This is a genomic window from Novosphingobium resinovorum (assembly GCF_001742225.1).
GTDB classification, from domain to species: domain Bacteria; phylum Pseudomonadota; class Alphaproteobacteria; order Sphingomonadales; family Sphingomonadaceae; genus Novosphingobium; species Novosphingobium resinovorum_A.
On the sequence record NZ_CP017075.1, the window covers coordinates 2,078,195 to 2,102,844 of the forward strand.

Here is a 24,650-nt window from a genome sequence, read left to right on the forward strand (position 1 = left end):
ATAACCCTTTGTCCACAGCCAAAGCCGCCAATTCCGCCATTTCCACCGCGTTTGTCGTCCGGTTTGCACGGCTGGTCTTCAAGGCCTTCGAAACGGTCAAAAGTATTCGCGCAAAGCCTGATAGACCCGTCCGACCATGCCCAGCTTGCCGAGCCGCACCGTGCTCTGGTGGCTGCGCCCCAGCGAGCGGATGTCCTGCGGGTCGGCCGCCGCGTAAAGCACCAGTCCCGCCAGCGTCGAGAAGCCCGGCTTCACATGCGCTTCCGCCAGCCCCGAGAGGTGCGCCACGCGGCCGATGCGCACGGGCTTGCCGATCGCGGCCTGCGCATAGTCGGCCAGGCCCACCAGTTCCGCGCCGCCGCCGGTGAAGACCACCTGCTTGCCGCGCTGCCCGGTGAAGCGCATCGTCTTGAGCGCCTTGTTCACCTCTTCCATCAGCATGCCGAGCTGGCCGGTGATGACGCCGATCAATTCGGCGCGCGGGATGCGGTTCTTGTCGTCGGCATGGCGGGCGATCGGGCCGGTGCCCTCCTCGCCCGGCGCGTTGACCGGGATCATCTCGCGGTGATCGTGCGGGCTGGCGATGGCCGAGCCGTTCACGCATTTTAGCCGCTCCGCCTGGAAGCGGCGAATACCGAAGGCCGAGGCGATGGCGTCGGTGATATCGGCCGAGCCCATCGGGATCGACATCATGTCCTTGAGCATGCCCTGCTCATAGATCGCCACGTTCGTCACCTCCCCGCCGAACTCGACGAGGGCGACGCCAAGATCGCGCTCCTCGGGCGAGAGGCACGCCTGCCCCGCCGCGATGGGCGAGCCGACGACGGCCTCCACCTCTAAGTGCGCGGATTGCACCGCTTCGGTCAGGTTGCGGATCGGGGCGCCGTCCGCCAGCATGATGTGAATGTCGACGCCGAGGCGTTCTGCGTGCAGGCCCTTGGGGTCGATCACCCCGTGCGCGCCGTCGAGGCGGTACTGCGCGGGCTGCGCGTGCAGCACCATGCGGCCATCCGGCTGGATCACGTCCTTGGCGGAGATGAGCAGCTGGTCGATATCCTCCTGCTCGATGCGGCGACCGCCGATTTCGGCGTCGAACTGGTCGATACGGCTGGCGAGCCCTGCCCCCGAGCAGCCGATCCAGACCTTCTGGACGGCGGTGTCGGCCATCTTCTCGGCCCGGTCGATGGCATCGCGCACGGCATAGGTCGCGGCGGCCATGTCGGTGACGAAGCCGCGCTTGATGCCCTGGCTGGCGCGGTGGCCCGAGCCGAGCACGACCATGTCGCCGACCTCGTTGATACCCGCGACGATCGCGGAAATCCGGAAGGAGCCGATGTTGACCGCGCCGAACACGCGGGTGATGCGCTGGTTGGCCATTACTGTTCTTCCCCCGCCGTCGTTTCGGTGGCGCCGGTATGCGGAACCGAGCCCGCCTTCAAGGCCAGTTCCTGCCCGTCCTGCTCCGGCACGCGCATGTAGATTCGGTCCTTGGCGCGCATGTCGAATGCGGTGACCTTGCCGCCGAGCAGGCGGTTGGTGCCGTCGAGCCGCGCGAAGGTAACCAGCGCCCCGGCGGACTCGCGATCTCCCTCGGGCAGCGCAAGCACTTGCCCCGACTGGAACGTCAGGTTCCAGCGGCGATTGCCGATCCATTCCGCCTCGGCGACGCGCGGCTTCATCGCGGGCGCGGCCTCCAGCAAGTGCCCGAGCGCGATCACCTGCTGACCCGCGCCGGGGCCGGAGACGATCAGCTTGCCGCCCGCATCCTTGCGACTGATGGCTTCGAGTTCATGGCCCGTCTCGTCGATCAGCACGAAGCGATCGGCCTTGCGCAGCACCGCATGCGGCTCGCGCTCGACGATATCGATCACGAGCGTATCGGGCAGCTGGCGCGAGACGCGCGCGTCCTTGACCCACGACAGCGTCAGCAAATCCTGCCGCAGCGCCTCGATATCGACCAGCGGCATCGCCCGGTCGCGTTCGGCCAGCGCCTTCTCGTAGACCTTGAGTTCATTGATGTTCTTGACGCCGCGCACCTCGACCCGCTTCACCTCGAAGCCGGTCTGGCCCGCGACCAGCGCCATCTGGTGCCCGGCCAGCCCCGGCAGCCCGGCAAAGCTGGCGACCACGCAGACGAGCGCCGCCGCGCCGCCGAGGATGGCGACGAGGAAGATCTTGTGCAGCTGCCCTTCGGAAAACGGCAGCCAGGCCATGACAGAATCGAGCGCCGACCCGGTCCGCGCCTTGGCCACGCGCACCTTGCGCTGCGCGCCTGCCTGCGCGGCGGCCTTGCGGGCGGTGGTGCCCTTGCGCCGGATGGTCTGGCTCATTTGGCCTTTGCTTTGTCGCTTAGCGCCTCGGCGATGATCGCCTCGACGAGTTCGGGATAGTCCATGCCGCAGGCGCGCGCCTGCTCGGGCACGAGGCTCAAGGGAGTCATGCCCGGCTGGGTATTCACTTCGAGAAGGAACAGCCCCTCGATCCCCTGCGTATCATCCCAACGGAAGTCGGAACGGCTGGTGCCCTTGCACCCCAGCAGCTGGTGCGAGCGCAAGGCGATGTCCTTGCAGGCCTGCGTGATCTCGTCGGGGATGTCGGCCGGGCAGACATGCTCGGTCATGCCGTCGGTGTACTTGGAATCGAAGTCGTAGAAGCCCGACTTGGGCTTGAGTTCGGTGACCAGCAGGGCGCGGTCGCCGATTACGGCAGTCGTCAGTTCGCGTCCACGGATGTAGGGCTCGGCCAGCAGTTCGGCGAATTCCTGCCACGGCCCCGTCACGTCGCGCGCGATGGGGTTACCGTAGTTGCCCTCAGCCGTGACGATGGCGACGCCGACCGACGATCCCTCGTTCACGGGCTTGAGCACATAAGGACGCGGCAGCGGATCGGCCACGTGAATGTCGGCGGACTTGACCACGCGGCCACCCGGCATCGGCACGCCGTGCGGGACCAGCGCCTGCTTGGTCAGTTCCTTGTCGATCGCGATCACCGAAGTCGCGAGGCCCGAATGCGTGTAAGTCAGGCCCATCAGGTCCATCATGCCCTGCACTGTGCCGTCCTCGCCCGGCGCGCCGTGGAGCGCGTTGAACACGACATCGGGCTTCGCCTCGGCCAGACGCAGCGCAACGTCGCGGTCCATGTCGATGCGGGTGACGGTGTGGCCCTTCGATTCCAGAGCCTTGGCCACGCCCTCGCCGCTCATCAGCGAGACCGGGCGTTCGCTCGACCAACCGCCCATCAGGACTGCGACATGGAGGGGATTCAGGCTCATGAATTCAGACTCGTTCGGTAAAGCGGGGTTTGCAGGTCGCGGACGGCTTCGGAGCAGCCCTTGTCCCAGGGGAAGAGGCCGTCGTCGACGCCCGGCCAGACGATCTGCATCGCGCGGGACATCTCCTCGCCCTCATGCTCGGCGTACCACATCGCCGAGTTGAAGTAGTGCGGGATCAGGCATTCCGGCTCGACTTCGCGCAGCACGCAGCGGTGGCCCTTGAGGAGACCATCGACGACCTTCCAGTCCTCCATCTCGAAGCCCTCGCGGCACATGTCGAGCAAGCCGTTGATGACGGCGGCGGAGAGTTCGGTCGAGAAACCGAAGACGATCACCTCGGGCTGGCTGACACTGGTGCGAAAGCCGACCGAATAGGCGAAGCGTTCCTCGCCCTCATCCTCGTCGTCCTCATCCGGTTCATCGGGCGGGGTGACGACGGTGATGTGGCAGCCGAATTCCTCGATATTGTCGAGGATCTGCTGTTCGTGGCGGCTGAGGCGGTCGTCTCTCACGGCCGCTTCCCCACGCGCTGGATTTCCCATTCGAGATCGACGCCGGAGGTGTCCTTCACCCGGCGGCGCACTTCGTCACCGAGGTTCTCGATGTCCTCGCTGGTGGCCTCGCCGGTGTTGAGGAGGAAGTTGGTGTGCTTCTCGCTCACTTGCGCGCCGCCCAGCGTGAGACCGCGGCAGCCAGCCTCGTCCACCAGCTTCCACGCGGCGTGGCCCTCGGGGTTCTTGAAGGTGGAGCCGCCGGTCTTGGAACGCAGCGGCTGCGACGCCTCGCGCGCGGCGGAGATGCGGTCCATCTCGGCCTGGATCGCGGCAGGCTCGCCGGTACGGCCCTTGAAGCGCGCGGAGACGACCACCGCGCCCTCGGGCAGCTGGGAATGGCGGTAGGTATAGCCGAGATCGGCATTGCCCAGCGTCACCAGCTCGCCCGAGCGCAGCACCACGTCGCAGTCGATCAGGATGTCCTTGACCTCGCCGCCATAGGCGCCGCCGTTCATCCGCACGAAACCGCCCACGGTGCCGGGGATCGAGCGCAGGAATTCCACGCCCGCGATCCCTGCATCGCGCGCGGTCGAGGACACGAGGATGCCCGAGGCACCGCCGCCGCAGTCGAGCGTGACGTCATCCACCTTGGTGACCTTGGCGAAGGCCTTGCCCAGCCGGATCACCACGCCCGGAACGCCGCCGTCGCGCACGATCATGTTGGAACCGAGGCCCAGCGCCATCAGCGGCACCGCCGGGTCCAGAGCGCGCAGGAAATCCTGCAGGTCGGCCAGATCCTTTGGCTCGAACAGCCACTGCGCATGGCCGCCCGCCTTGAACCAGACGAGCGGGGCCAGCGGCGCATTGGCCGTCAGCTTGCCCCGAACCGCCGTCTGATCGAACGTGAGTGTCACCCCGCCCTCCGCACGCGAATGCTGTCGGCAAGGCCGGCTGCCCACTTGGTGATATCGCCCGCGCCGAGGCACACGATCATGTCGCCCGGCTGGATCGAGCCCGCCAGCACCTCCGCCAGCGCGTCCGCGCCCGCGATGACCTGCGCCGAACGATGCCCGCGCGCCTTCATGCCCGAGACCATCTCCGCGCTGTCCACGCCCTCGATCGGCTGCTCGCCCGCCGCGTAGACCGGCGCGGCATAGACCACGTCGGCGTCATTGAAGGCGCCCTGGAAATCTTCCATGTGGTCGCGCAGGCGGGTGAAGCGGTGCGGCTGCACCACTGCGATGACGCGGTTTTGGACGCCCTCGCGCGCGGCGGCGAGCACGGCGCGGATTTCTACCGGGTGGTGGCCGTAGTCGTCGATCACAGTGACGCTGCCGCCATCCAGTTCCACTTCACCGACCTTGGTGAAACGCCGTTTCACGCCGCCGAACTTGGAGAAGCCGGTCTGGATGCAGGCGTCCGAGCAGCCCATCTCCACCGCCACGCCCACGGCGGCGAGCGCGTTCTGGACGTTGTGGCGGCCCGGCATCGGCAGTTCGATGCCCTCGATCCGGCGGAAGCTGCCGTCACGCTGGCGCAGCGCCACGTCGAAGCGGTTGCCTCCGGGGATCGGCGTCACGTTCTCGCCGCGAATGTCGGCCTGGGCGGAGAAGCCGTACGTCACCACGCGGCGGTCGCGCACCTTGGGGATGATCGCCTGCACTTCGGGGTGATCGATGCACAGCATCGCCGCGCCGTAGAACGGCACGTTCTCGATGAATTCGACGAAGGATTCCTTGATCCTCTCGAACGAGCCGTAGTGATCGAGGTGCTCGGGGTCGATGTTGGTGACGATCGCGATCGTGCCGTCGAGGCGCAGGAACGAACCGTCGCTCTCGTCGGCCTCGACCACCATCCAGTCCGACGCGCCGAGGCGCGCGTTCGATCCGTAGGAATTGATGATGCCGCCGTTGATGACCGTCGGGTCTACGCCGCCCGCATCGAGCAGCGCCGCGACCATCGAGGTCGTGGTGGTCTTGCCATGCGTACCCGCCACCGCGACGGTGTTCTTGAGCCGCATCAGTTCGGCCAGCATTTCCGCGCGGCGCACCACCGGGATGCGGTGTTCAAGGGCGTAGACGACCTCGGGATTCTCGCGTTTCACCGCCGTCGAAGTGACGACCACCGCCGCGCCCTCGACGTTCTCGGCGGCGTGGCCGATCATCACCTTGATCCCGCGCGCGCGCAGGCCCTCGACGACATAGCCCTCGGCAATGTCGCTGCCCTGCACCGAGTAGCCGAGGTTGTGCATGACCTCGGCGATGCCCGACATGCCGATGCCGCCGATCCCGACGAAATGGATGGTCCCGATTTCGGTGCCGACGCCCTTCACTTCATATTCTCCATCGCCAGTGCTTCGCCGCCCTTGGCTGCACTGGCCTTCTCCATGCGAATGACGTCCATGATCGGCGCCGCGCCGAAGCTCTCGACGAGGTCGGCCAGATCGCGCGCGGCGTTCGGATAGCCGCAGTTCCACGAGGCATGCGCGGCGTTCGCCAGCGTCTCGGGATGCTGGGCGATCGCCTGGATCTGCAGGCACAAGTCCTTGGCCATCTTCTGATGGACCTCGGCCTGTTCGCTGAGCAGCGCATTGCGCTTGTCGCCCTTGTAGGCGTCGGGATTCTCGGTGGTGACGGCAGGCTGGCGGATCACCCGCGCGCCGCCGCCTGCGACCATCTCGCGCGCGTTGACGCTCTGGTGGTCGTCCATCGCATAGGGCAGCGGGATCAGGATCGCCGGACGGCCCACGGCGGTCAGTTCCGCGATCGTCGAGGCGCCCGAGCGGCCGATGAACAGGTGCGCCCCTGCAAGGCGCTCGGCCATGTTCTCGAAATAGGTCGCCAGTTCCGCCGGAATGCCGTGCGCGGCGTAGCGTTCGCGCACCCGCTCGATGTCTTCGGCGCGGGCCTGCTGGATCACCTGCAGGCGCGAACGCAGCGCCGGGGGCAGCATCGCCAGACCTTCGGGCACGACGTCAGAGAGCACCCGCGCGCCCTGACTGCCGCCGGTGACGAGAATGCGGAACAGGCTGTCCTCGGTGAATTCGGGGTACGGCTGCTCGCGCAGGCGCAGCACATCCTCGCGCACCGGGTTGCCGACGACGGTGACCTTGCCGGCCAGCGCCGGATCCAGCTTCTCGGTCTTCTCGGCCGAGGTGGCGATGGCGTCCACCTTCTTGGCGAACCAGCGGTTCACGCGGCCCAGCACCGAGTTCTGCTCATGCAGCACGATCGGCAGCTTCGCGGCGCGCGCGGCCAGCATCGTCGGCATCGCCGGATAACCGCCGAAGCCGACCACGGCGGTCGGCTCGAAGCTCTCGAACAGGCGCAGCGCCATGCGGCGACCGGCCAGCACGCCCTTCGCGCCCTTGAGCCAGCCGAGCGGGTTCTTCCCCGCGATGCGGCCCTGCGGCAGGACGTGGGTGGTGAGGTAATCAGGCTTGCCGGGGATCGCGGCCCCGCGTTGATCCGTCACCAGCGCGACGTGGTGGCCGCGCGCGTGCAGTTCGGCGGCGAGCGCGAAGGCGGGGATCAGGTGTCCGCCAGTGCCGCCGGCCGCAAGCACGTAGTGGCGCGAAACCGAACTCATGACATATCTCCGATGGCGCGCAGGCTGAACTTCTCGCGCTGGATGAACGGGTTGCGCCGGGTCACCGCGAGCAGCAGGCCCATGGAGAGGCACATCGCCACGGTGGACGAACCACCATAGCTGATGAGCGGCAGGGTCATGCCCTTGGACGGGAACAACTGCAGGTTGACGAGGATGTTGATGAAGGCCTGCCCGCCGAACTGCGCGGCGAAGCCCGATGCGGCGAGCACCGTGAACAGGTCCTCCTCGTCCACCAGCCGCAGGATCACCCGCGTCAGGATCGCCAGGTAGAGGATCACGATGACCATGCAGGCGAGCAACCCGAATTCCTCGCCGATGACGGAGAAGATGTAGTCGGTATGCGCCTCGGGCAGCGCCATCTTGCGCGTGCCCATCCAGAAGCCAAGCCCGGTCCACCCGCCGTTGAGCAGCGTGCGCTGGGCGAGGTCCACCTGATCGAAGGCCGAGCCGCCGAACAGGAAGTTGTCGATGCGGTTGCGGCCGTTGTCATAAGTGAAATACATCAGGACAAGACCCGCGATGCCTGCGCCCGCGAACATCCCGATGCGCTTCACGTCGATGCCCGACAGCAGGATCATCACCAGAAACGCGCCGGAAAACAGCATCGTCGAGCCGAAGTCCGGCTGGAGCATCAGCAGCGCGCCGAGCAGGCCCATCACCGCGAAGCAGATGCCGACGACCGGAATCTGCGGATCACGCGCGCGCCACGAGACGATCCATGCCAGCAGGATCGGCCAGCCGCACTTGAGGAACTCCGACGGCTGGAGCGAGATGCCGAAGCGCAGCCAGCGCTTGGCACCGTTCACCTCGGACCCGACGATCGGCACCAGCACCAGCGCGAACAGCATCGCCGCGCCGAGCAGGATGCCGAAGCGCCGGGCGCTCTCCTTGGTCAGGCTGGAGGCCCAGAACATCGCCGCAAGGCCCAGCAACTGCCAGCGCATGTGCAGGTAGAAGAAGTGCAGCGAACGCAGCTTCTCCACCGAAGTCGAGAGACGCTTGGCGCTCGCGGGCGAACCCGCCGCCACGGCGACCGCGCCGATCGCCATCAGGATCAGCACGAGGACCAGCGTAGGCCGGTCGATCTCCTGCCACCAGATCGCGATCTGGCTGCGACGGTTGCGGTTGTAGCGCTGCGCGTTCGGGCCTTGCGCAAGGGTGGCCATCAGTCCTGCTCCCCTTTGGCGTTTTCGGCCAAAAGCGCCTCGACGATCTGGCGAAACACGTCACCCCGCGCCTCATAGTCGCGGAACTGGTCGAAGCTGGCGCAGGCCGGTGACAGCATGACGACGTCGCCGGGCTTGGCCGCGGCCATCGCCTGACGGATCGCCTCGGCCATCATCTCGCTGCGATGGACCTGCGTGTAGGGCGAGAGGATTTCCGCGAAGAGCGGTCCCGCGTCACCGATGGTATAGGCGGCGGCGATGTTGCCGAAGAACGGCTTGCACTCGTCGAGGTTGTCGCCCTTGGGCAGACCGCCGAGAATCCAGTGGATGCGCGGCTCCGGATCCGGCGGGAATGCCGCGATCGCGGGCGCGGTGGAGGCCGGGTTGGTCGCCTTGGAATCGTTGATGTAGGTGACGCCGTTCGCCACCGCGACGCGCTCCATGCGGTGCGGGAGGCCGCTGAAGGTGCGCAGGCCCTTGCGCCACTGCGCCTTCTTCACCCCCAGCGCCTCGACGATGGCGACGGCCACGGCGGCGTTCTGGAGGTTGTGCGGCCCCTGCAGCGAGGGCCATTCCTTCTGGATCTCGACGAGGTCGGCCCCGTCCGCAAAGCGCACCAGACCGGGCGCGCGGCGCGCGGCCTCGATATGGGCGATCGACCGCGTCTCCTTGTCGCCGACACCGAACACGGCCTGCCGCTCGCGCCCCTGCATGGAGAAGAGGCGCCCCTTGGAGGCGGCGTAAGCCTCGAACCCGTCGTAGCGGTCGAGGTGGTCGGGGGTGATGTTGAGCAGCGCCGCCACGTCGCAGTCGAGGCTGCGGGTGATGTCGATCTGGTAGCTCGACAGTTCGAGCACGTAGACGCCGCCCTCGGGCAAAGGCTCAGGGCCGAGCACCGGCACGCCGATGTTGCCGCCCGCGCGCGCCGGAACGCCCGCGACTTCGAGCAGGTGGCAGACCAGCGAAGTGGTGGTGGACTTGCCGTTGGTGCCGGTGATGCCGACCACGCGGTGCGCGGGCAGGCTGGCGCGGGCCAGCGCGAAAAGTTCGATATCGCCGATCACCGGCACGCCTGCACGCTCGGCCGCTTCGGCGATGGGGTGGCGGTTCAGCGGAATGCCGGGCGAGACGACGACGCCGTCATAGCCGGTAATGTCGGCGCTGACCGGGTCGGCCAGTTCCACCTTGCCGCAGTCGGTCCACTCGCACAGCTGCTGGCGCGCCTCGTCGCGGCTGTCCCAGGCCATGACGTGCGCCCCGCTCTCCACCAGCGTTGCGACGGCGGTAAGGCCCGAACGCGCAAGGCCGAGGACCGCGTAGCGCTTGCCGGCGAAGATGGGGGAGACGATCACGCGCCTGCCCTCCTCAACGCAGTTTCAGAGTGGCGAGGCCCAGCACCGCAAGGACGATCGAGATGATCCAGAAGCGGATCACGACGGTCGATTCCTTCCAGCCTTTCTGCTCGAAGTGGTGGTGGATCGGCGCCATGCGGAACACGCGGCGGCCGGTGCGCTTGAACCAGAAGACCTGGATGATGACCGAGGCCGCCTCCAGCACGAACAGCCCGCCGACCACCGCCAGCACGATCTCGTGATGCGCGGCGACCGCGATGCACCCCAAAGCGCCGCCGAGGGCGAGGCTGCCGGTGTCGCCCATGAACACGGCGGCAGGCGGCGCGTTGAACCACAGGAAGGCGAGGCCCGCCCCCATGATCCCGGCGCAGAAGATCGCCAGTTCGCCCGCGCGCGGAACATGCGGGATGCCGAGGTACGTGGCGTAGTCGACGCGGCCCGCGAGGTAGCAGATGATCGCAAACGTGCCCGCCGCGATGATGACTGGCATCGTCGCGAGGCCGTCGAGGCCGTCGGTCAGGTTCACCGCGTTGCCCGCACCCACGATTACCACGGCGGCGAAGACGTAGTAGAACGGGCCGAGCGGAATGTAGCGGCCCGACAGGAACGGCACGTAAAGGTTCGTATTCAGCTGGCTGACGATGATGTAGGACGCGATGCCCGCCACCACGAATTCCAGCAACAGCCTGATCTTGCTCGACAATCCGGCGTGGTGGCGCTTGGTCACCTTGTCGTAGTCGTCAAGGAAGCCGATTGCGCCGAAGCCCACCGTCACCGCCACGCAGGCCCAGACGAACGGGTTGGTCACGTCCATGAACAGGATCATCGAGCCGATCAGCGCGGTAAGGATCATCAGGCCGCCCATCGTGGGCGTACCGCGCTTGGCGAGGTGGCTCTGCGGACCGTCCTCGCGGATCGGCTGGCCCTTGCCCTGACGGACTCGCAGCATGTTGATGAACTTGGGGCCGATGATCAGGCCGATCACCAGCGCCGTCATGAAGGCGGCGCCCGAACGGAACGTCTGGTAGCGGAAGAGGTTGGACAGTCCCTCGTAGTGGAACCATTCTGCGATGAGATACAGCATCTTGCGGGCTTTCGCCCCTACCCTTCCGTCTTTCCTAGCGCCGTCACGAGTGCCGCCAGACCCACCGAATTCGAGCCCTTGACGAGGATGGCGTCATCCCGTTCGAGGCCGAAAGCGCGCAAGGTTTCGACAGCTTCCCGCACAGTTGCGCAATGGGCGAATGCCACCGGTTTGCCAAGGCCGGAAGCCCCGGATTTCCCCAGTTCCACCGCCAAAGCACTCATCTCATCGCCGACAAGAATCGCATAGTCGACACCCGCCTCGCGGATCGGTTCGGCGAGGCCGGCGTGATAGTCGGGACCGTGGCTGCCCAGTTCCTTCATCGCGCCGAGAACGGCGATCCGGCGCTTGGCGGGCGTACGGCCCAGCTGCGCCAGCGTGGCGCGCATCGAGGCGGGGTTCGCGTTGTAGCTTTCGTCGATCAGCAGGGCCTTGCCGCCCTCAACATCGATCTCCATCCGTGCACCGCGACCGGCCAGCCCGCCCATCTCGGCAAGCGCGACCCCAGCGGCACCCAAGTCGCCCTTAACGGCACGTACCGCAGCCATGACGGCCAGCGAGTTGATCGCCTGATGCTCCCCGGGCGCGGCGACGGTGTAGCACACGCGCCGGTCGCCCATGTCGATGGTGACGAGCGAGCCGCCGCCGATCGCGGGCACCGCGTCGAGCAGCCGCACGTCCGCATCCGCCGCCTTGCCGAACGACACGACCTTGGCTCCCAGTGCCAGCGCCGCATCGCGCAGGCGCAGGAAGTGCGGGCTGTCGGCGGGGATGACGGCGGTTCCGCCCTCTTCCAGTCCCTCGAAGATTTCCGCCTTGGCGTCGGCGATGGCCTCTTCGGAACCCAGCATCTCGATGTGCGCGGGGGCGATCGTGGTGATTAGCGCGACGTTCGGGCGAACATGCCGGGTCAGCGCGGCGATCTCGCCCGCGTGGTTCATGCCCATTTCGAAAATGCCGTAGCGTGCGCGGCTGGGCATGCGGGCAAGGCTGAGCGGGACGCCGACGTGGTTGTTGTAGCTCTTGACCGAACGGTGCGCGTCCCCCCGGCTGGAGCGGTCGAGCGCGGCGAAGATCATCTCCTTCACACCCGTCTTGCCGACCGAGCCGGTGACGCCGATGATCGGGCCGCGCGCACGCAGGCGGGCCGCCGCGCCGAGGCGTTCGAGCGCCTCCATCGTGTCTTCGACAAGGATATGCGGGCCATCGACCGGGCGGTCCACCACCACGGCCGCCGCGCCCTTGGCGAAGGCGGCCTCGACGAAGCGGTGGCCGTCCATCGCCTCGCCCTTGAGCGCGAAGAACAAGTCGCCGGGCTGGACGTCGCGGCTGTCGATCTCGACGCCGGAGACGGTGAAGTCCGTGCTCGCCTCCCCCTTCACCGCGCGCGCGATGGCGTCTGCGTCCCACAGGACCAGCGGATTGTCCTCCAGCGGCGCGGCGGGCCAGTCGAGGATCCGGGTGATGGCGTTCATGTCCTACCTTCCCAGTGAACCGGCCATTTCCCTGGCCACGGTGACGTCGTCGAATGGCAGGACGCGCACACTGTCGCCGCTGCCGATGATCTGCCCCTGTTCGTGCCCCTTGCCGGCGATGAGGACGACGTCCCCCGCACCGGCCTCGGCGACGGCGAGACCAATGGCCTCGCGCCTGTCGCCCACTTCCCGCGCACCCGCTTCCATCCCGGCGAGGATCATCGCCCGGATGGTCGCCGGGTCTTCCCCGCGCGGATTGTCGTCGGTGACGATGGCGAGGTCCGCCCCCGCGCTCGCCACTTTGCCCATTTGCGGGCGCTTGCCCTGATCCCGATCGCCGCCCGCGCCGAACACGGCGATGAGCCTGCCCGTCACATGCGGCCGCAGCGCCGCGATGGCGGCTTCCAGCGCGTCGGGCGTATGCGCGTAATCGACGTAGATCGGCGCGCCGTTCGTGTTCAGGCCCGCCCGCTCGATCCGGCCGCGTACCGTTACGAGGCGCTTCATCGCATCGAACGTCGCGTCGGCATCGCCGCCGCTGGCGATCACCAGACCTGCAGCGACAAGCGAGTTGGCGGCCTGATAGGCGCCGATCAGCGGCAGGTCGATCTTGCGGACCTTGCCCGCATATTCGATCTCCAGCGTCTGGCCGAGGCTCGTGGGCGTGCGCTTGACGAGGCGGATCGCTTCACCCTTCTCGCCTACGGTGAATAGCGTGAGGCCGCGCGCCTTCGCATGTTCGATCGCCTTGTCTGACCACACGTCGTCGGCCCAGACGACCGCCGTGCCGCCGTCAACCACGACTTCGTCGAACAGACGCATCTTCGCGGCGAAGTACTCGTCCATCGTCGCATGATAATCGAGGTGATCGCGACTGAGGTTGGTGAAGGCGCCCGCCATCACGCGCGGCCCCTCAATGCGGAACTGCGACAACCCGTGGCTCGACGCTTCGTAGGCGACATGCGTGACACCCTCGCGCGCCAGCCCCGAGAGGTTGGCGAGGAATGTCGCGATATCGGGCGTGGTCAGGCCGGTGGAGACGGTTTCGTCCCCTGTCGTCACGCCCAGCGTGCCGATCGAGGCGGCGCGTTCGCCCGCCATGCGCCACAGCTGGCGGGTCAGTTCGACGGTGGAGGTCTTGCCGTTGGTGCCGGTCACCGCCACCAGCGTTTCGGGCACCGGCGCGAAGAACGGCGCGGCCAACTGCGCGAAGAGGCGGCGCGGTTCCTCGGCAGCGAAGTGGATCGCGCCTTCGACCACGGCGTCGGGATGCGCGACGATCGCCACCGCGCCCGCCTTGACGGCGGCGGTGATGAAGTCCTCGCCATTGAACTTGGTGCCGCGAAATGCGCCGAACACGGTGCCCGGCGCGACCTTGCGGCTGTCGATCGCGAAACCGGTGACGTTGGCGTCGCCGTCTATCGCAGGCAGTCCGGCAGCAGCACAAAGGCCTGAAAGCTTCATTCTCCGTCGCTCCCCTGCGGCACCAGAGGCCGCAGATCGGTAGTGTCGATGTCGCGGGTTTCGTCGGGCATGACACCCAGCAAAGGCCCGATGCGCGGGACCACGCGCTGAATCACCGGGGCGGCGTTCCAGGCGGCGGTGCGCTGGTACGAGGTGGCGGCAGTGCCCTGCGGCTCGTCCATCATGGCGATGACGACGTAGCGCGGCTTGTCCATCGGGAAGGCCGAGGCGAACGTCGCGATCAGCGAGTGATGGCGATAGCCGCCCACGCCCGGCTTCTCGGCCGAACCCGTCTTGCCGCCGACGCGGAAGCCCGGAGCGTCCGCCTTGCGGCCGGTGCCGTACTGCACGATCATGCGCAGCAGCTGGCGCACGCGGGCGCTGGTGGCGGCAGTGAACACGCGGCGACCGGCGGGCACATCGGCAGGGGCCAGCTTCTTGAGCGTGGCCGGACGCCAGATGCCGCCGTTGACCAGCGCCGCATAAGCCGAGGCCAGATGCAGCGGCGTCACCGCGATGCCGTGGCCATAAGCCACGGTCATCGTGCGCAGGCGCGGCCACTCGCCGCGCGGCCAGATCGGGAAGCCCTTCGCGGGCAGTTCCACGTAAGGCCGCTGGTTCATGCCCAGCGCTTCCATCGTCTTCTTGAGCCGCACGCCGCCCAGTTCGTCGGCGATGCGCGCGGTCACCGTGTTGGACGAATGGATCAGCGTCTCCGGCACGTTCAGCGAGGCGCCGTAGTTGTGCAGGTCATGGATGGTGAAGCGGCCGACGTGCAGTGGCGTCGCGGGCCATTGCTTGCCAAGGTCGGTCACCACGCCCGCGTCGAGCGCGGCGGCGACGGTGATCGGCTTGAAGGTGGAGCCCAGTTCGTAGACCTGGTTGGTCACGCGGTTGAAGCCGTGCGGCACGTCGCCGTTGCGGGCTTCCTCGGCGGAGATCACCATGTCGGTCGGCTTCACGTGGTTCGGATCGAACGAGGGCAGCGAGGCCAGCGCGAGGATCTCGCCGCTGTCCACGTCGAGCACGACGCCCGCCGCGCCCTTGGCAGCGCTGAGCTGCATCGCGCGGGCCAGTTCGTCCTCGAGTGCGCTTTGCACGCGGAAGTCGATCGACAACGTCGCGTGGCCGGTGCGGCCTTCGTGGCTGATGAGCTGGTCGTTGAAGGCCTCCTCCATGCCGACCTTGCCCTTGCCGTAGCTGTCGACATAGCCGAGCACGTGCGCCGCCATCGACCCCTGCGGGTAGAAGCGTGTCGCCTCCAGCGGGAATTCCAGCGCCGGTTCGCCCAGCGCGTGAACCTTGTTCGCGTCCTCGGGCAGCAGCGACTTGCGCAAGTACGCAGGCTTTCCGGCCCGCAGCTTGGCGAGGATCTCGTCGCGGTCGAGGTCGGGGAAGATGCGCAGCAGGCCCGCGGTCACCTCTTCCGGCGAGTGGATCAGCGCCGAACCCTCGGTCATCGCCTTGGGGTTGTACCAGAGCGAATAGACGCGGAAGTCGCGCGCCAGCGGCACGCCGTTGCGGTCGACGATGTCGCCGCGCGCGGGGATCAGCATGTCCGCCAGATCGCCCTGACGCGGGCCGACGCCGGTGAAGCCGAGATAGACGATGCGGAACAGCGCCAGCACCGTCACCAGCATGAAGACGGCCAGGATCCACAGCATGCGCGCCTTCGCCGTGAGCAGCGAGCGCTGGCGCACGTTCACCAGACGGCGGCGGCCGACCGAGACGGTAGTGGGGATCGTCCCGAGGGGAAACGCCGGGGCGTTCACTGCTGGGCAGCCTCCGCCACTTCGATGCGGGCCAGACGCTTGCCGAGCGCGGCGGCGTCACGCGCGATCGCCTCGCGCTCCGGGTCGCGGGTTTCCGACTTCGGCTTGTCGGTAATGGCAGCCGCCGTCGCCCCCGCGACCGGCGAAACCATCGCGAGGAGCGAGCCGCCCTCACCCTTCGAGCCATCGCCCGAAGCGCCACCCTGCACTTCGGCATTGGCGTAGCGGATGGGCGCAGGCGCGCCCGGGCCCGCGGGCACGCCAAGCGCGGCCAGCTGGCGCTCGCCCTCGATGTACTGGCCGGCGGTGGGCGCCTTGTAGCCGAATTCCAGATCGTTGAGGTCGCGCAGCGCCTGCTGGTTGGAGCGGGTCTGGAACTCGGTCTGGAGGAAGTCGATGTCGCGCTTGACCCAGACGATCTTCTTGTCGGTATCGTGGACCTGGCTCTTTACCGCGTTCACGCGCAGCGTCAGGCCCACAGTGCCCGCAAAGCAGACAACGAGGACCGAGACCCAGCCGATCGATCGGATCCGATCACTGGTAAGGTTCATGCGACTTTCCTTCGGCCGGGGGTGCCATAAGGCTCGGGTGAGCTTGGATTCCTGGGGGGGGTAGTTGTACGGACGGCGCTACGCAGCGTGGCGGAGCGCGAGCGCGGGTTCACTTCCAGCTCCGCCTCGCCGGGACGCACGCCCTTCGACACCTTCTCGAAAGGTGCGGGCGCGGTGGCCGTCTGCGGCAGATGGCGCGAGGTGGACTGACCGGCGCTGCTGGCATCGCGCAGGAAGCGCTTCACCTTGCGGTCCTCGAGGCTGTGGAACGTCACCACCGCCAGCCGCCCGCCGCCCTGCAGCAGCGTCTCGGAAGCCTCTAGCGCCGCGTCCAGTTCGTCCAGTTCGCCGTTCACATGGATGCGGATCGCCTGGAAGGTGCGGATCGCCGGGTCCTTGGGCGCATTGCTGCCCTTGTAGGCGGGATTGTAGCCCAGTGCCTTGCGCACCACGCGGGCGAGGTCGCCGGTCGTCTCCAGCGGCCGCGCGGCCACGATCGCACGGGCCAGACGGCGCGACTGGCGTTCCTCGCCGTAGAGATAGAGCACGTCGGCGATCTGCGCCTCGTCCGCTTCGTTGACGAAGTCGGCGGCGGACATGCCGTCCTGGCTCATGCGCATGTCGAGCGGGCCGTCAGAACCGAACGCGAACCCGCGCCCCGCCTGATCGAGCTGCATCGAGGACACGCCGATGTCCATCACCACGCCGTCAACCTTGTCGACCCCCACATCTCCAAGGCCTTCGACCATTTCGGAGAAGCGGCGGGCGTGCAACACGAGGCGCGGCGGATTGCTGGCGAGTTCGGGCCATTTCCCCGGATTGTTTTGCACAGCGGCGATCGCATCGGGATCGCGGTCGAAGGCATGCACCGTCGCGCCCTCGTCGAGCAGGCGGCGAGTATAGCCACCGGCACCCAGCGTCGCATCGACGATGAGGTCGCCGCCCCGGGGGTTCAGGGCGGCGACCACCTCCTCAAGGAGCACGGGGATATGCGGAATTCCGGGGGCACTCACGACTTCTTGGCCTTTGCGATTTCGGCTTCCTGCAGCGAGCGGCAGGTGGCGATGGCGGCCTCGAACGCGGGGTCTTCGGCGTGCTTGTAGAGTTCTTCGGGGTTCCAGATCAGGATGCCGGTGCGGCCGATGCCCTGGAAGAACAGCTGCTCCCCCACCGCGGCGAGACCGGCGAGCGCCTCGGGCATGGTGAAGCGGCCGCTGCCGTCGAAGGGCACCTGCTGGAAGTTGTAGAGCTGCATCGCGCGGCTATCGCGATTGAAGGGCTTGCCGGCGGTGTCTGCACGCACCTGCTCGGCATCGAGCTGAGTTTCGAAATCCTCGACGCGGGAGAGGCCGAAACCGACGAGGCACTTCCAGTCGGCGTGCTTGGCAAGGCACAGGACGTCCTTGCCGCTCGAATCCCGTACGGGAGAGCGAAGCTCCTTGGGCAGCACGAAGCGGTTCTTGTCGCGCAGAAGCGAGAAGCCCGGTCCGCTGTAGATGTATGGCTGCCCCGCCATGACTGTCCGAAATCGCCCCTAAGTTGCCGTCCCGGAACATGAAGACCCCCTCGCCCGGCGACGCATGCGCGCCGGTTTCCGTGACCCGAGACGGGCACGGCAGGAATCAGCCTTTCCGATTGACAGTGGTTCTATATCGGGAATGTCGGGGATTAAAGGGAAATATGGGGATGAACGGGCACTTTTGCGCCGAAATGTGGGACTTGCGGCGAACCGTGGCGGAACGTTTCATGAATCTGGAGCGCCGGCTATCGCACAATATCGTTGAGAATCAGAAAGATTCCATCTTTCCCGCGCTGATCCCGCGCCATCCCCGGTTTCAGGGAGTTCGTCCCCAATATTCCCGGCGGGTTGCTACTTGGCGAGACGATGCAGAAAATCGGCCAGAAGCGCCTGCCTGGCGGCCAAATCTGCCAATTCATCAGGATTTTCGAGCACGGCCGCATCTGCCAGCGCAAGAATGCGCCCCTTCCCCGAGACGCAGTCGGCGAGCAATCCCCGCGCCTCGATTCGGCACTCGGCAACCGCATCCCCGGCTTTCCCCGAGCCACCCCCGGATTTCCCCAAAGGTTGGAACCGCCCCGCAAGATTGACGGGAATGTCGCCTTCCAGCCGCTCTCCGGCCTCCTGCGTGTCGTCGAACTGCAGGTCCAGTCCCCAGCGCGCAAGGATCGGGGAGAGCATTGCGATGTCCTGCGGCCGCCGGGGATCACCGGGGCCGAACCGGGAATGCACGGTGAGCATCGGGTCCACGAACAGCAGCACCCGCCCGCCCCCACGCACCCAGGCGTCGAGTGCGACGTTCTCGTGCGCCGTCAATGGACGCGGCTGGGCGAGCACCAGCACGCCATTCTCGGGCAGCGGCAGCACGCCTTGCGCATTGGCCAGCGTATCGAGCGGAATCACGCGGCCTTGCGCACGCAGGACCTCCAGCGCCCAGTGCGGCGCGCCGTCGTCGGCAAGAAGACCCTTGATGTCCTCACTCTCGTTCCACGCGATGGGCAGGCTGGAGTAGAGGCCGATCACCTCCTCGCCCTGCGACCGAGGCGCAGCGCCCTGCCCGCATGCGGTGAGCAGGGCCACGGCGAACAGGGATGCTGCACGCCGCCACATCAGCACGAAACCCCGAAAGGACGAGTCAGGGCGCGGTCTGCGCCGAGGGTGAGCCGGTCATGTCCATACCCGGCGTCGGGGACGTCGAGGCGCCCGGATTCTGGGCAGGCGTCGGCGTAGGGCTGGGATCGGCCGCCGGGACCACGCCGATGTCCGCGAGCGGATCACTGGCGGCCTTGGTCGGCTTGGCATCGACCGCGACCACCTGCTGGATCGGATCGACCGTATCGGTGAGCCGGATACGGTCGCGAATCACGTTGGCGAGACCGACGATCAGCAGCATCGCGCAGAGGCCGAAAAGCCCGATCTGCAGCCGATAGACGGCCTGCGATCTCAGTTCGCGGGCGGAGGGCGGCGCGAAGTGCTGCGCCGTCTGCAAGGGTTCCAGAATAGAATGCGACTCGATCATATGGGCGGACGATTTCCTGCCGTGTGTGACAGGTTTACATCACCTCGCGAGCCAAGGGAAGACGGGGAGATTCTTCGCTTCCAGCCACTCGGCGTTGTACAGTGAAGAGAGGTAGCGGAAACCCGTATCGCACAGGATCGTAGCGACGCGCGGGTCCTCGCGACCTTCCTCGACCAGCTTGCGGCCGAGCGCCACCGCGCCCGCCACGTTGATGCCGGACGACAGCCCCAAGCACAGCCCTTCCTCGCTCAGCAGGCGGCGGACCCATTCGAGGCCCTCCTCGTCCGAGATCCGGAACTGGGTGTCGATCGGCGCGCCTTCGAGGTTGGCGGTGATGCGGCCCTGGCCGATGCCTTCAGCGACGGAGTTGCCCTCGGCCTTGAGTTCGCCGTTGGCGTAGTAGTTGTAGAGCGCCGCGCCGTGCGGGTCGGTCAGGGCGACGACGATGTTCTCGTCGAAGGCCTTCAGGCCCATTCCGGTGCCCGCGATGGTACCGCCGGTGCCCGCCGCGCAAGTGAAGCCGTCGATCCGGCCGCCCATCTGCTCCCAGATTTCGGGCGCGGTCGATTCGATGTGCGCCTTGCGGTTGGCGATGTTGTCGAATTGGTTGGCCCAGATCGCGCCTTCGGTCTCCTCGGCCAAACGGCGCGAGGTGTGGACGAAGTGGCCGGGGTTGGAGAACGGCGCGGCGGGGACCAGCACAAGTTCGGCGCCGAGCGCGCGCAGCGTGTCCATCTTCTCGCGAGACTGAGTCTCGGGCATGACGATGACGGTCTTGTAGCCCAGCGCGTTGGCGACGAGCGCCAGACCGATGCCGGTGTTGCCTGCCGTTCCCTCGACGATCGTGCCGCCCGGCTCGAGCAGGCCCTTCTCCTCGGCGTCGCGCACGATCCAGAGGGCCGCGCGGTCCTTCACCGAGGCGCCGGGGTTGGCGAATTCGCACTTGCCCCAGATCTCGCACCCGGCGGCCTCGCTGGGGCCTTCGAGGAGCACCAGCGGGGTATTGCCGATCAGGTCGAGCGTGGAAGCACGGGGTTGCGGGGCAGTGGCCAAAGTCGCGGTCATGGCGCGACAGTTAGGAAGCCAAGGCGCGAGGTGCAATCTGTTTCGGTGCGCTTTCGACATCCGTCGAAAGCTGCGGCACCGGCCCTCACCCCCACCCGGCCTCCCACTAGTGTATTCTGATGGGAGGCCGGGTGGGGGTGAGGGCCGGTGCCGCGTCCGTGCGCCAGCGCGGAAAAACGTCAGTCTTCGGGAGCGATCGTGACGCGCAGACCTTCAAGGTCGGCGGTAACCGGCACCTGGCACGACAGGCGCGAGGTTTCGTTGCGGTGGTCAGAGCTGTCGAGAAGGTCGTTCTCGTCTTCGCTCATCGCGGGCAGCTTGTCGGCGAAGGCGGGGTCGATGAAGACATGGCAGGTCGCGCACGAGCAGCAGCCGCCGCACAGCGCCAGCAGTTCGTCGAAGCCGTCGTCGCGGATCACTTCCATCAGGGTGCGACCCTCGGCAGCGTCTACGGACTTCTCTTCACCAGCATGATTGACGACGATGATCTGCGGCATGGCTCTCGATTCCCCTTGTGATACACCCTGTATCGTAATTGTCTTTGTATGCGGACTTGCCGCAGGCTGCTAAAGGCTGCAACCCCGTTTTGCAAGGTGGCGAAAATCATGGGTTTGACGGCAGACGAACTACGCTTTGGCCTCGACGCCATCGCCGGGAAAGAACCCGCGATCGCGCGAGCGATCGCAATTGCAGGCTACCCCGAACCGCGCATCCGCGCGACCGGCTATGCGACGCTGCTGCGTACGATCGTCGGCCAGCAGGTGAGCGTCGCCGCCGCCGCCTCGGTATGGAACCGGCTGGAGGCTCTGCTAGGCGAGACGATGGCACCCGAAGCGTTGCTGGCGGCCGAGTTCGACGCCCTACGCGGCTGCGGCCTGTCGCGCCAGAAACAGGGCTATGCGCGCTCGCTGTGCGAACTGGTGGTGGCGGGTAGCCTCGACTTCGACAGTCTTCCCGCCGACGATGAGGAAGCGATCGCGCATCTCGTGCAGATCAAGGGGATCGGCCGCTGGTCGGCAGAAATCTACCTGCTCTTCGCGGAAGGCCGCCCCGACATCTGGCCGGCGGGCGATCTGGCGGTGCAGGTGGGCTTGGGGAAACTGCTGGGCCTGCCGGAGCGGCCGAGCGAAAAACAGACGCGGGAACTCGCCGAAGCCTGGCGCCCGCATCGCGGGGCGGCGGCGATCTTCACCTGGCACTGCTACAACAATCCGGCGCTTTGACGCCGTAAAGAAAGGGGTGGGCGCGACGCCCACCCCAACTTTATCAGATGCCGTCGACGGCCTTGCTGACCATGATGTTCACGGCCACGCGGCGGTTCTGCGCCTTGCCTTCCTCGGTCGAATTGTCAGCGACCGGATCGGCCATCGACATGCCGGTCGGCGTCAGCATGCGATAGGGCTTCCAGTGGCAGGCCTGCTGCAGATAATTGACCACTGCGCTGGCGCGCTTCTCGCTGAGCACCTGGTTCACTTCCTCCGGACCGGTCGAATCGGTGTAGCCGACGACGAGCAGGAGGGCATTGTCCATGCCTTCCGCCTGGGTCGCAGCCTGACACAGGTTCGCCTTCGCTTCCGGCGACAGCTTGGACACGCCGGTGTCGAAGTTCACGTTGGTCGTGCCCTTGATGTTGTACTTGTCGATGTCACCCATGCGGGCCTTCAGACCTTCGGTGGCCGCCTCGTTCGAGGCGAAGCGCTGGTCGGTGCCGTTGTGGATCATCTTGGCGGTCTTGAAGTCCTTGCCCTTCAGATCGATCTTGCTGGCAAGCAGACCGCCGCCGCCCTGCAGCGTCTCGACCTCGACCGGAATGCCGTTGAGCAGCGAAGTCGCGGCGATGCGGCTGCCGCCCAGACCCAGGAAGCCGCTGCTGGCCTTGATCTTGGTGGCATCGTTGATGGTCACGACCGTCTTGGTGCCGTCGTCCGAGGTGACCTGCATGCGGTCACCGCTACGTGCGGAGATGATACCCTTTACTTCCGGCCCCTTGACCATTTCGGGGCTGGTATCGGTAACCTGTACCGCGAGATCGGAATCCTGCGCCGAAACGCTGACCGACGCGGCGCCGCCCAGCAGGGCAGCCATCAGGAGGAACCGGGGGCTCTTTGAAATGACACTCATTGCGTTACTCCTTCAAACACGACCAATCGGGCCTGCGGGTTCGCAGCTTTTCTCGTCCGGCCACCTAGCGCTTGAAAGCGCCTCGGGTTGCCGGAACCCGTCCATTCAGCTTCGTAAGATGTGCGGCGGAGCGACACCTGATCACCATGGATGTTCTGCGTGTTCAGGTTCACCTTGCGGGCAGATGAACGCGCGCCGCAACAGCAGCGCGAGGCCGGTAATGGGAGAGCAACGTGCGACGAACCGTTGCAGACTGTGTCCCGGCAAGCATCCGATCATGCTCCGGGACTATCGATCACTATATCTGGCCAGCATTGCTTCGCCGGTTAGCAGGTCGATTCAACGAGTAGCGATCCCCACGAGCATTATATTTTTTTCTTCATGATGCAACCTTTTGGATTTTCACGAATAGTGCAGCATCGCGAGACATGCCCCGTAAAATCGACAGCACTGCTGACCACCCGCCCGATACGAGAGGCGGATGGCACCCGCGACTTCAGGCAATACTGTCGATGAAACGCGCCATCGCCACGTCCCTTTCGCTGAGGCCATCGGCATCATGCGTGGTCAGCGTGACACGCACGGTGGAATAGACGTTGAACCACTCCGGATGGTGGTCGGCCTTGTCGGCATAGATCGCCACGCGGGTCATGAAGCCGAACGCCTCGTTGAAATCGCCGAATTTAAGCTCGGCTTCGATGGCGAGGCCGTCGGCCCGCAAGTTCCAGCGCGGCAATTCGGCGAGCGCGGCATCGCGCTGGGCGTCGGTGAGGCGAACAATAGCCATTTCGGTCTCCTTGGCAGCCCGCAGCGTTTCCCCTAAGGCTCCCGCCCATGCAAGGGGCAGTGGTCAGCGCAACCGATCTCGCGTGCCGTCGGGGCGACAGGTTGCTGTTTGCCGGGCTTTCGCTCGCGCTTGGCAAAGGCGGGGCCATGCAGGTCGCCGGCCACAACGGTATCGGCAAGTCGAGCCTGCTGCGCATTCTCGCCGGACTGGCGCCCGCGTTCGAAGGCACCGTCGCGGTAGACGGCGCCGTCGGCCTGCTCGACGAGCGCCCCGCCCTCGATCCGGCACTGCCGCTGGGCCGCGCGCTCGGCTTTTGGCGACAGCTTGATAGCGCTGGCGAAGAGGCTCACCTCAAGCGCCTCGGCCTCACCACGCTGCTCGACGTGCCGGTGCGCTACCTCTCCACCGGGCAGAAGAAACGCGCCGCTTTCGCCCGTCTGCTGGGCCAGGGCGCGAAAGTCTGGCTGCTGGACGAACCACTCAACGGCCTCGACGGGCACGCCGTCGAACTCGCCGAGGCCATCACCGCCGAGCACTGCGCGAGCGGCGGCGTCACGGTGATCGCCTCGCACCAGCCGTTCCGCCTGCCGGGCCTGCGCACGCTCCACCTCTCGGAGTTCGCCGCGTGAGCCGGGTCATGGCGCTGCTGCGCCGCGACCTTGCGCGGCTGCTCCTCGGCGGGCGCGGTGGCGGGGCGCTGCTGCCGGTGCTGTTCTTCCTCTCGGTGTCGATGCTCTACCCCTTCGCGGTCGGGCCGGATGCACCGCTGCTGGCGAAGACAGGCGGCGGGGTGATCTGGGTCGCCGCGCTGCTCGCCGCGATCCTGCCGCTCGACCGCCTGGTCGAGCCCGATATCGAACAGGGCCTGTTCGACCAGTGGGCTTTGCGCGGCATCTCCGAGGAGCTGGTGATCGCGGTGCGCGTGCTCGCCCACTGGCTGAGCTTCGGGCCGCCGCTGATGCTCGCCGCCCTTCCCGCCGCTGCCCTGCTGGGGCTGGACGGCCATAGCCTGCGCATCGTCGAGATCGGCCTGCTGGCGGGAACTCCCGGCCTTGCGGCGCTCGGCGTGACGGTAGCGGCACTGACGTCCGGCCTGCGCGGAGGCGCGGCGCTTTCGGGCCTTCTGGTCATCCCGATGGCCATCCCGGTGCTGATCTTCGGCGCGGGAAGCCTCGGCACCGGCGGCGAGAGCGGCCTTGCCCTCACTGCCGCAGCCAGCCTCGTACTGATCGCCATCGCGCCGTTCGCAGGCGGAGCTGCGGTCAGAGCCTCGCGCGGCTGACGTCGTCCCGGACTTGATCCGGGACGACGAGGCGAAATCGCCGCAGCGTTTGGCGCTCTCTCCGACCCCGCGCATAGTGCCTCCCCGAGCCGAGTACATCGGCCCACCGAGGGGAGAGC

General features: G+C 66.9%; 25 protein-coding genes. 3 read left to right on the top strand and 22 right to left on the bottom strand.

Annotated features, from left to right (window positions below; genetic code table 11):
* Positions 1–96: 96 nt before the first annotated feature.
* The 20 genes from ftsA to BES08_RS09810 form a co-directional block, all read right to left on the bottom strand.
* Positions 97–1,377, bottom strand: a complete 1,281-nt coding sequence (gene ftsA / locus BES08_RS09715; RefSeq protein ID WP_008830196.1) for a cell division protein FtsA — start codon at positions 1,375–1,377, stop codon at positions 97–99.
* Entirely contained in the window at positions 1,377–2,330 is a 954-nt protein-coding gene (locus BES08_RS09720) for a cell division protein FtsQ/DivIB (RefSeq protein ID WP_008830197.1), read from the bottom strand. Before BES08_RS09720 ends, ftsA begins: the two co-directional genes overlap by 1 nt.
* On the bottom strand, positions 2,327–3,271 hold the full coding sequence (locus tag BES08_RS09725) for a D-alanine--D-alanine ligase (protein ID WP_036526253.1): 945 nt from the start codon (positions 3,269–3,271) through the stop codon (positions 2,327–2,329). Before BES08_RS09725 ends, BES08_RS09720 begins: the two co-directional genes overlap by 4 nt.
* Positions 3,268–3,783: a DUF4262 domain-containing protein gene (locus tag BES08_RS09730; protein ID WP_008830199.1), complete on the bottom strand. Its 516-nt coding sequence runs from the start codon at positions 3,781–3,783 to the stop codon at positions 3,268–3,270. Before BES08_RS09730 ends, BES08_RS09725 begins: the two co-directional genes overlap by 4 nt.
* Positions 3,780–4,679 (bottom strand): UDP-N-acetylmuramate dehydrogenase, encoded by a 900-nt coding sequence (gene murB, locus BES08_RS09735; protein ID WP_008830200.1) that lies wholly within the window; start codon positions 4,677–4,679, stop codon positions 3,780–3,782. Before murB ends, BES08_RS09730 begins: the two co-directional genes overlap by 4 nt.
* Positions 4,676–6,097 carry a UDP-N-acetylmuramate--L-alanine ligase gene (gene murC, locus BES08_RS09740; protein ID WP_036526254.1) on the bottom strand — a complete coding sequence of 474 codons (1,422 nt, stop codon included), beginning with the start codon at positions 6,095–6,097 and terminating at the stop codon, positions 4,676–4,678. The genes murB and murC overlap by 4 nt, the downstream gene beginning before the upstream one ends.
* Positions 6,094–7,353, bottom strand: a complete 1,260-nt coding sequence (murG, locus tag BES08_RS09745) for an undecaprenyldiphospho-muramoylpentapeptide beta-N-acetylglucosaminyltransferase (protein ID WP_036526255.1) — start codon at positions 7,351–7,353, stop codon at positions 6,094–6,096. The genes murC and murG overlap by 4 nt, the downstream gene beginning before the upstream one ends.
* A complete protein-coding gene (locus BES08_RS09750; protein WP_008830203.1) occupies positions 7,350–8,540 on the bottom strand; it encodes an FtsW/RodA/SpoVE family cell cycle protein in 1,191 nt (396 codons plus the stop codon). Before BES08_RS09750 ends, murG begins: the two co-directional genes overlap by 4 nt.
* Positions 8,540–9,892, bottom strand: a complete 1,353-nt coding sequence (murD, locus tag BES08_RS09755; protein WP_008830204.1) for a UDP-N-acetylmuramoyl-L-alanine--D-glutamate ligase — start codon at positions 9,890–9,892, stop codon at positions 8,540–8,542. Before murD ends, BES08_RS09750 begins: the two co-directional genes overlap by 1 nt.
* Before the next feature lie 13 nt (positions 9,893–9,905).
* Entirely contained in the window at positions 9,906–10,976 is a 1,071-nt protein-coding gene (gene mraY / locus BES08_RS09760) for a phospho-N-acetylmuramoyl-pentapeptide-transferase (RefSeq protein ID WP_036526256.1), read from the bottom strand.
* Between the two features lie 17 nt (positions 10,977–10,993).
* Entirely contained in the window at positions 10,994–12,451 is a 1,458-nt protein-coding gene (locus tag BES08_RS09765) for a UDP-N-acetylmuramoyl-tripeptide--D-alanyl-D-alanine ligase (RefSeq protein WP_036526258.1), read from the bottom strand.
* Positions 12,452–12,454: 3 nt separating this feature from the next.
* Positions 12,455–13,915 carry a UDP-N-acetylmuramoyl-L-alanyl-D-glutamate--2,6-diaminopimelate ligase gene (locus BES08_RS09770; RefSeq protein ID WP_036526260.1) on the bottom strand — a complete coding sequence of 487 codons (1,461 nt, stop codon included), beginning with the start codon at positions 13,913–13,915 and terminating at the stop codon, positions 12,455–12,457.
* The gene (locus tag BES08_RS09775; RefSeq protein ID WP_036526263.1) at positions 13,912–15,687 is read right to left on the bottom strand and encodes a peptidoglycan D,D-transpeptidase FtsI family protein; all 1,776 of its coding nucleotides are present in this window, start codon (positions 15,685–15,687) and stop codon (positions 13,912–13,914) included. The genes BES08_RS09770 and BES08_RS09775 overlap by 4 nt, the downstream gene beginning before the upstream one ends.
* Positions 15,684–16,238, bottom strand: a complete 555-nt coding sequence (locus tag BES08_RS09780; protein ID WP_036526265.1) for a hypothetical protein — start codon at positions 16,236–16,238, stop codon at positions 15,684–15,686. Before BES08_RS09780 ends, BES08_RS09775 begins: the two co-directional genes overlap by 4 nt.
* Positions 16,235–17,251, bottom strand: coding sequence for a 16S rRNA (cytosine(1402)-N(4))-methyltransferase RsmH (rsmH, locus tag BES08_RS09785; protein ID WP_036526268.1), 1,017 nt, complete (start codon positions 17,249–17,251; stop codon positions 16,235–16,237). Before rsmH ends, BES08_RS09780 begins: the two co-directional genes overlap by 4 nt.
* Positions 17,248–17,754: a division/cell wall cluster transcriptional repressor MraZ gene (locus BES08_RS09790; RefSeq protein WP_036526270.1), complete on the bottom strand. Its 507-nt coding sequence runs from the start codon at positions 17,752–17,754 to the stop codon at positions 17,248–17,250. Before BES08_RS09790 ends, rsmH begins: the two co-directional genes overlap by 4 nt.
* Before the next feature lie 354 nt (positions 17,755–18,108).
* Positions 18,109–18,867, bottom strand: coding sequence for a Gldg family protein (locus tag BES08_RS09795; RefSeq protein WP_036526272.1), 759 nt, complete (start codon positions 18,865–18,867; stop codon positions 18,109–18,111).
* 25 nt (positions 18,868–18,892) lie between these two features.
* Entirely contained in the window at positions 18,893–19,276 is a 384-nt protein-coding gene (locus tag BES08_RS09800) for a hypothetical protein (RefSeq protein WP_008831096.1), read from the bottom strand.
* A gap of 39 nt (positions 19,277–19,315) precedes the next feature.
* The gene (locus BES08_RS09805) at positions 19,316–20,341 is read right to left on the bottom strand and encodes a cysteine synthase A (RefSeq protein ID WP_051211523.1); all 1,026 of its coding nucleotides are present in this window, start codon (positions 20,339–20,341) and stop codon (positions 19,316–19,318) included.
* A gap of 179 nt (positions 20,342–20,520) precedes the next feature.
* Positions 20,521–20,838 (bottom strand): 2Fe-2S iron-sulfur cluster-binding protein, encoded by a 318-nt coding sequence (locus BES08_RS09810; RefSeq protein ID WP_008831094.1) that lies wholly within the window; start codon positions 20,836–20,838, stop codon positions 20,521–20,523.
* Between the two features lie 108 nt (positions 20,839–20,946).
* Between BES08_RS09810 and BES08_RS09815 the strand changes: the two genes are divergently transcribed.
* Positions 20,947–21,564 (top strand): DNA-3-methyladenine glycosylase family protein, encoded by a 618-nt coding sequence (locus BES08_RS09815; RefSeq protein ID WP_008831093.1) that lies wholly within the window; start codon positions 20,947–20,949, stop codon positions 21,562–21,564.
* Between the two features lie 43 nt (positions 21,565–21,607).
* On the opposite strand, the gene BES08_RS09820 is transcribed toward BES08_RS09815, so the two are convergent.
* Together BES08_RS09820 and BES08_RS09825 are read right to left on the bottom strand one after the other, a co-directional pair.
* Positions 21,608–22,462 (bottom strand): OmpA family protein, encoded by an 855-nt coding sequence (locus BES08_RS09820; RefSeq protein ID WP_008831092.1) that lies wholly within the window; start codon positions 22,460–22,462, stop codon positions 21,608–21,610.
* Between the two features lie 496 nt (positions 22,463–22,958).
* Positions 22,959–23,249 carry a 4a-hydroxytetrahydrobiopterin dehydratase gene (locus BES08_RS09825; RefSeq protein ID WP_008831091.1) on the bottom strand — a complete coding sequence of 97 codons (291 nt, stop codon included), beginning with the start codon at positions 23,247–23,249 and terminating at the stop codon, positions 22,959–22,961.
* 47 nt (positions 23,250–23,296) lie between these two features.
* Between BES08_RS09825 and ccmA the strand changes: the two genes are divergently transcribed.
* Both ccmA and BES08_RS09835 read left to right on the top strand, forming a co-directional pair.
* On the top strand, positions 23,297–23,878 hold the full coding sequence (gene ccmA, locus BES08_RS09830) for a heme ABC exporter ATP-binding protein CcmA (protein ID WP_008831090.1): 582 nt from the start codon (positions 23,297–23,299) through the stop codon (positions 23,876–23,878).
* Positions 23,879–23,886: 8 nt separating this feature from the next.
* Positions 23,887–24,531 carry a heme exporter protein CcmB gene (locus BES08_RS09835; RefSeq protein WP_008831089.1) on the top strand — a complete coding sequence of 215 codons (645 nt, stop codon included), beginning with the start codon at positions 23,887–23,889 and terminating at the stop codon, positions 24,529–24,531.
* Positions 24,532–24,650 lie beyond the last annotated feature (119 nt).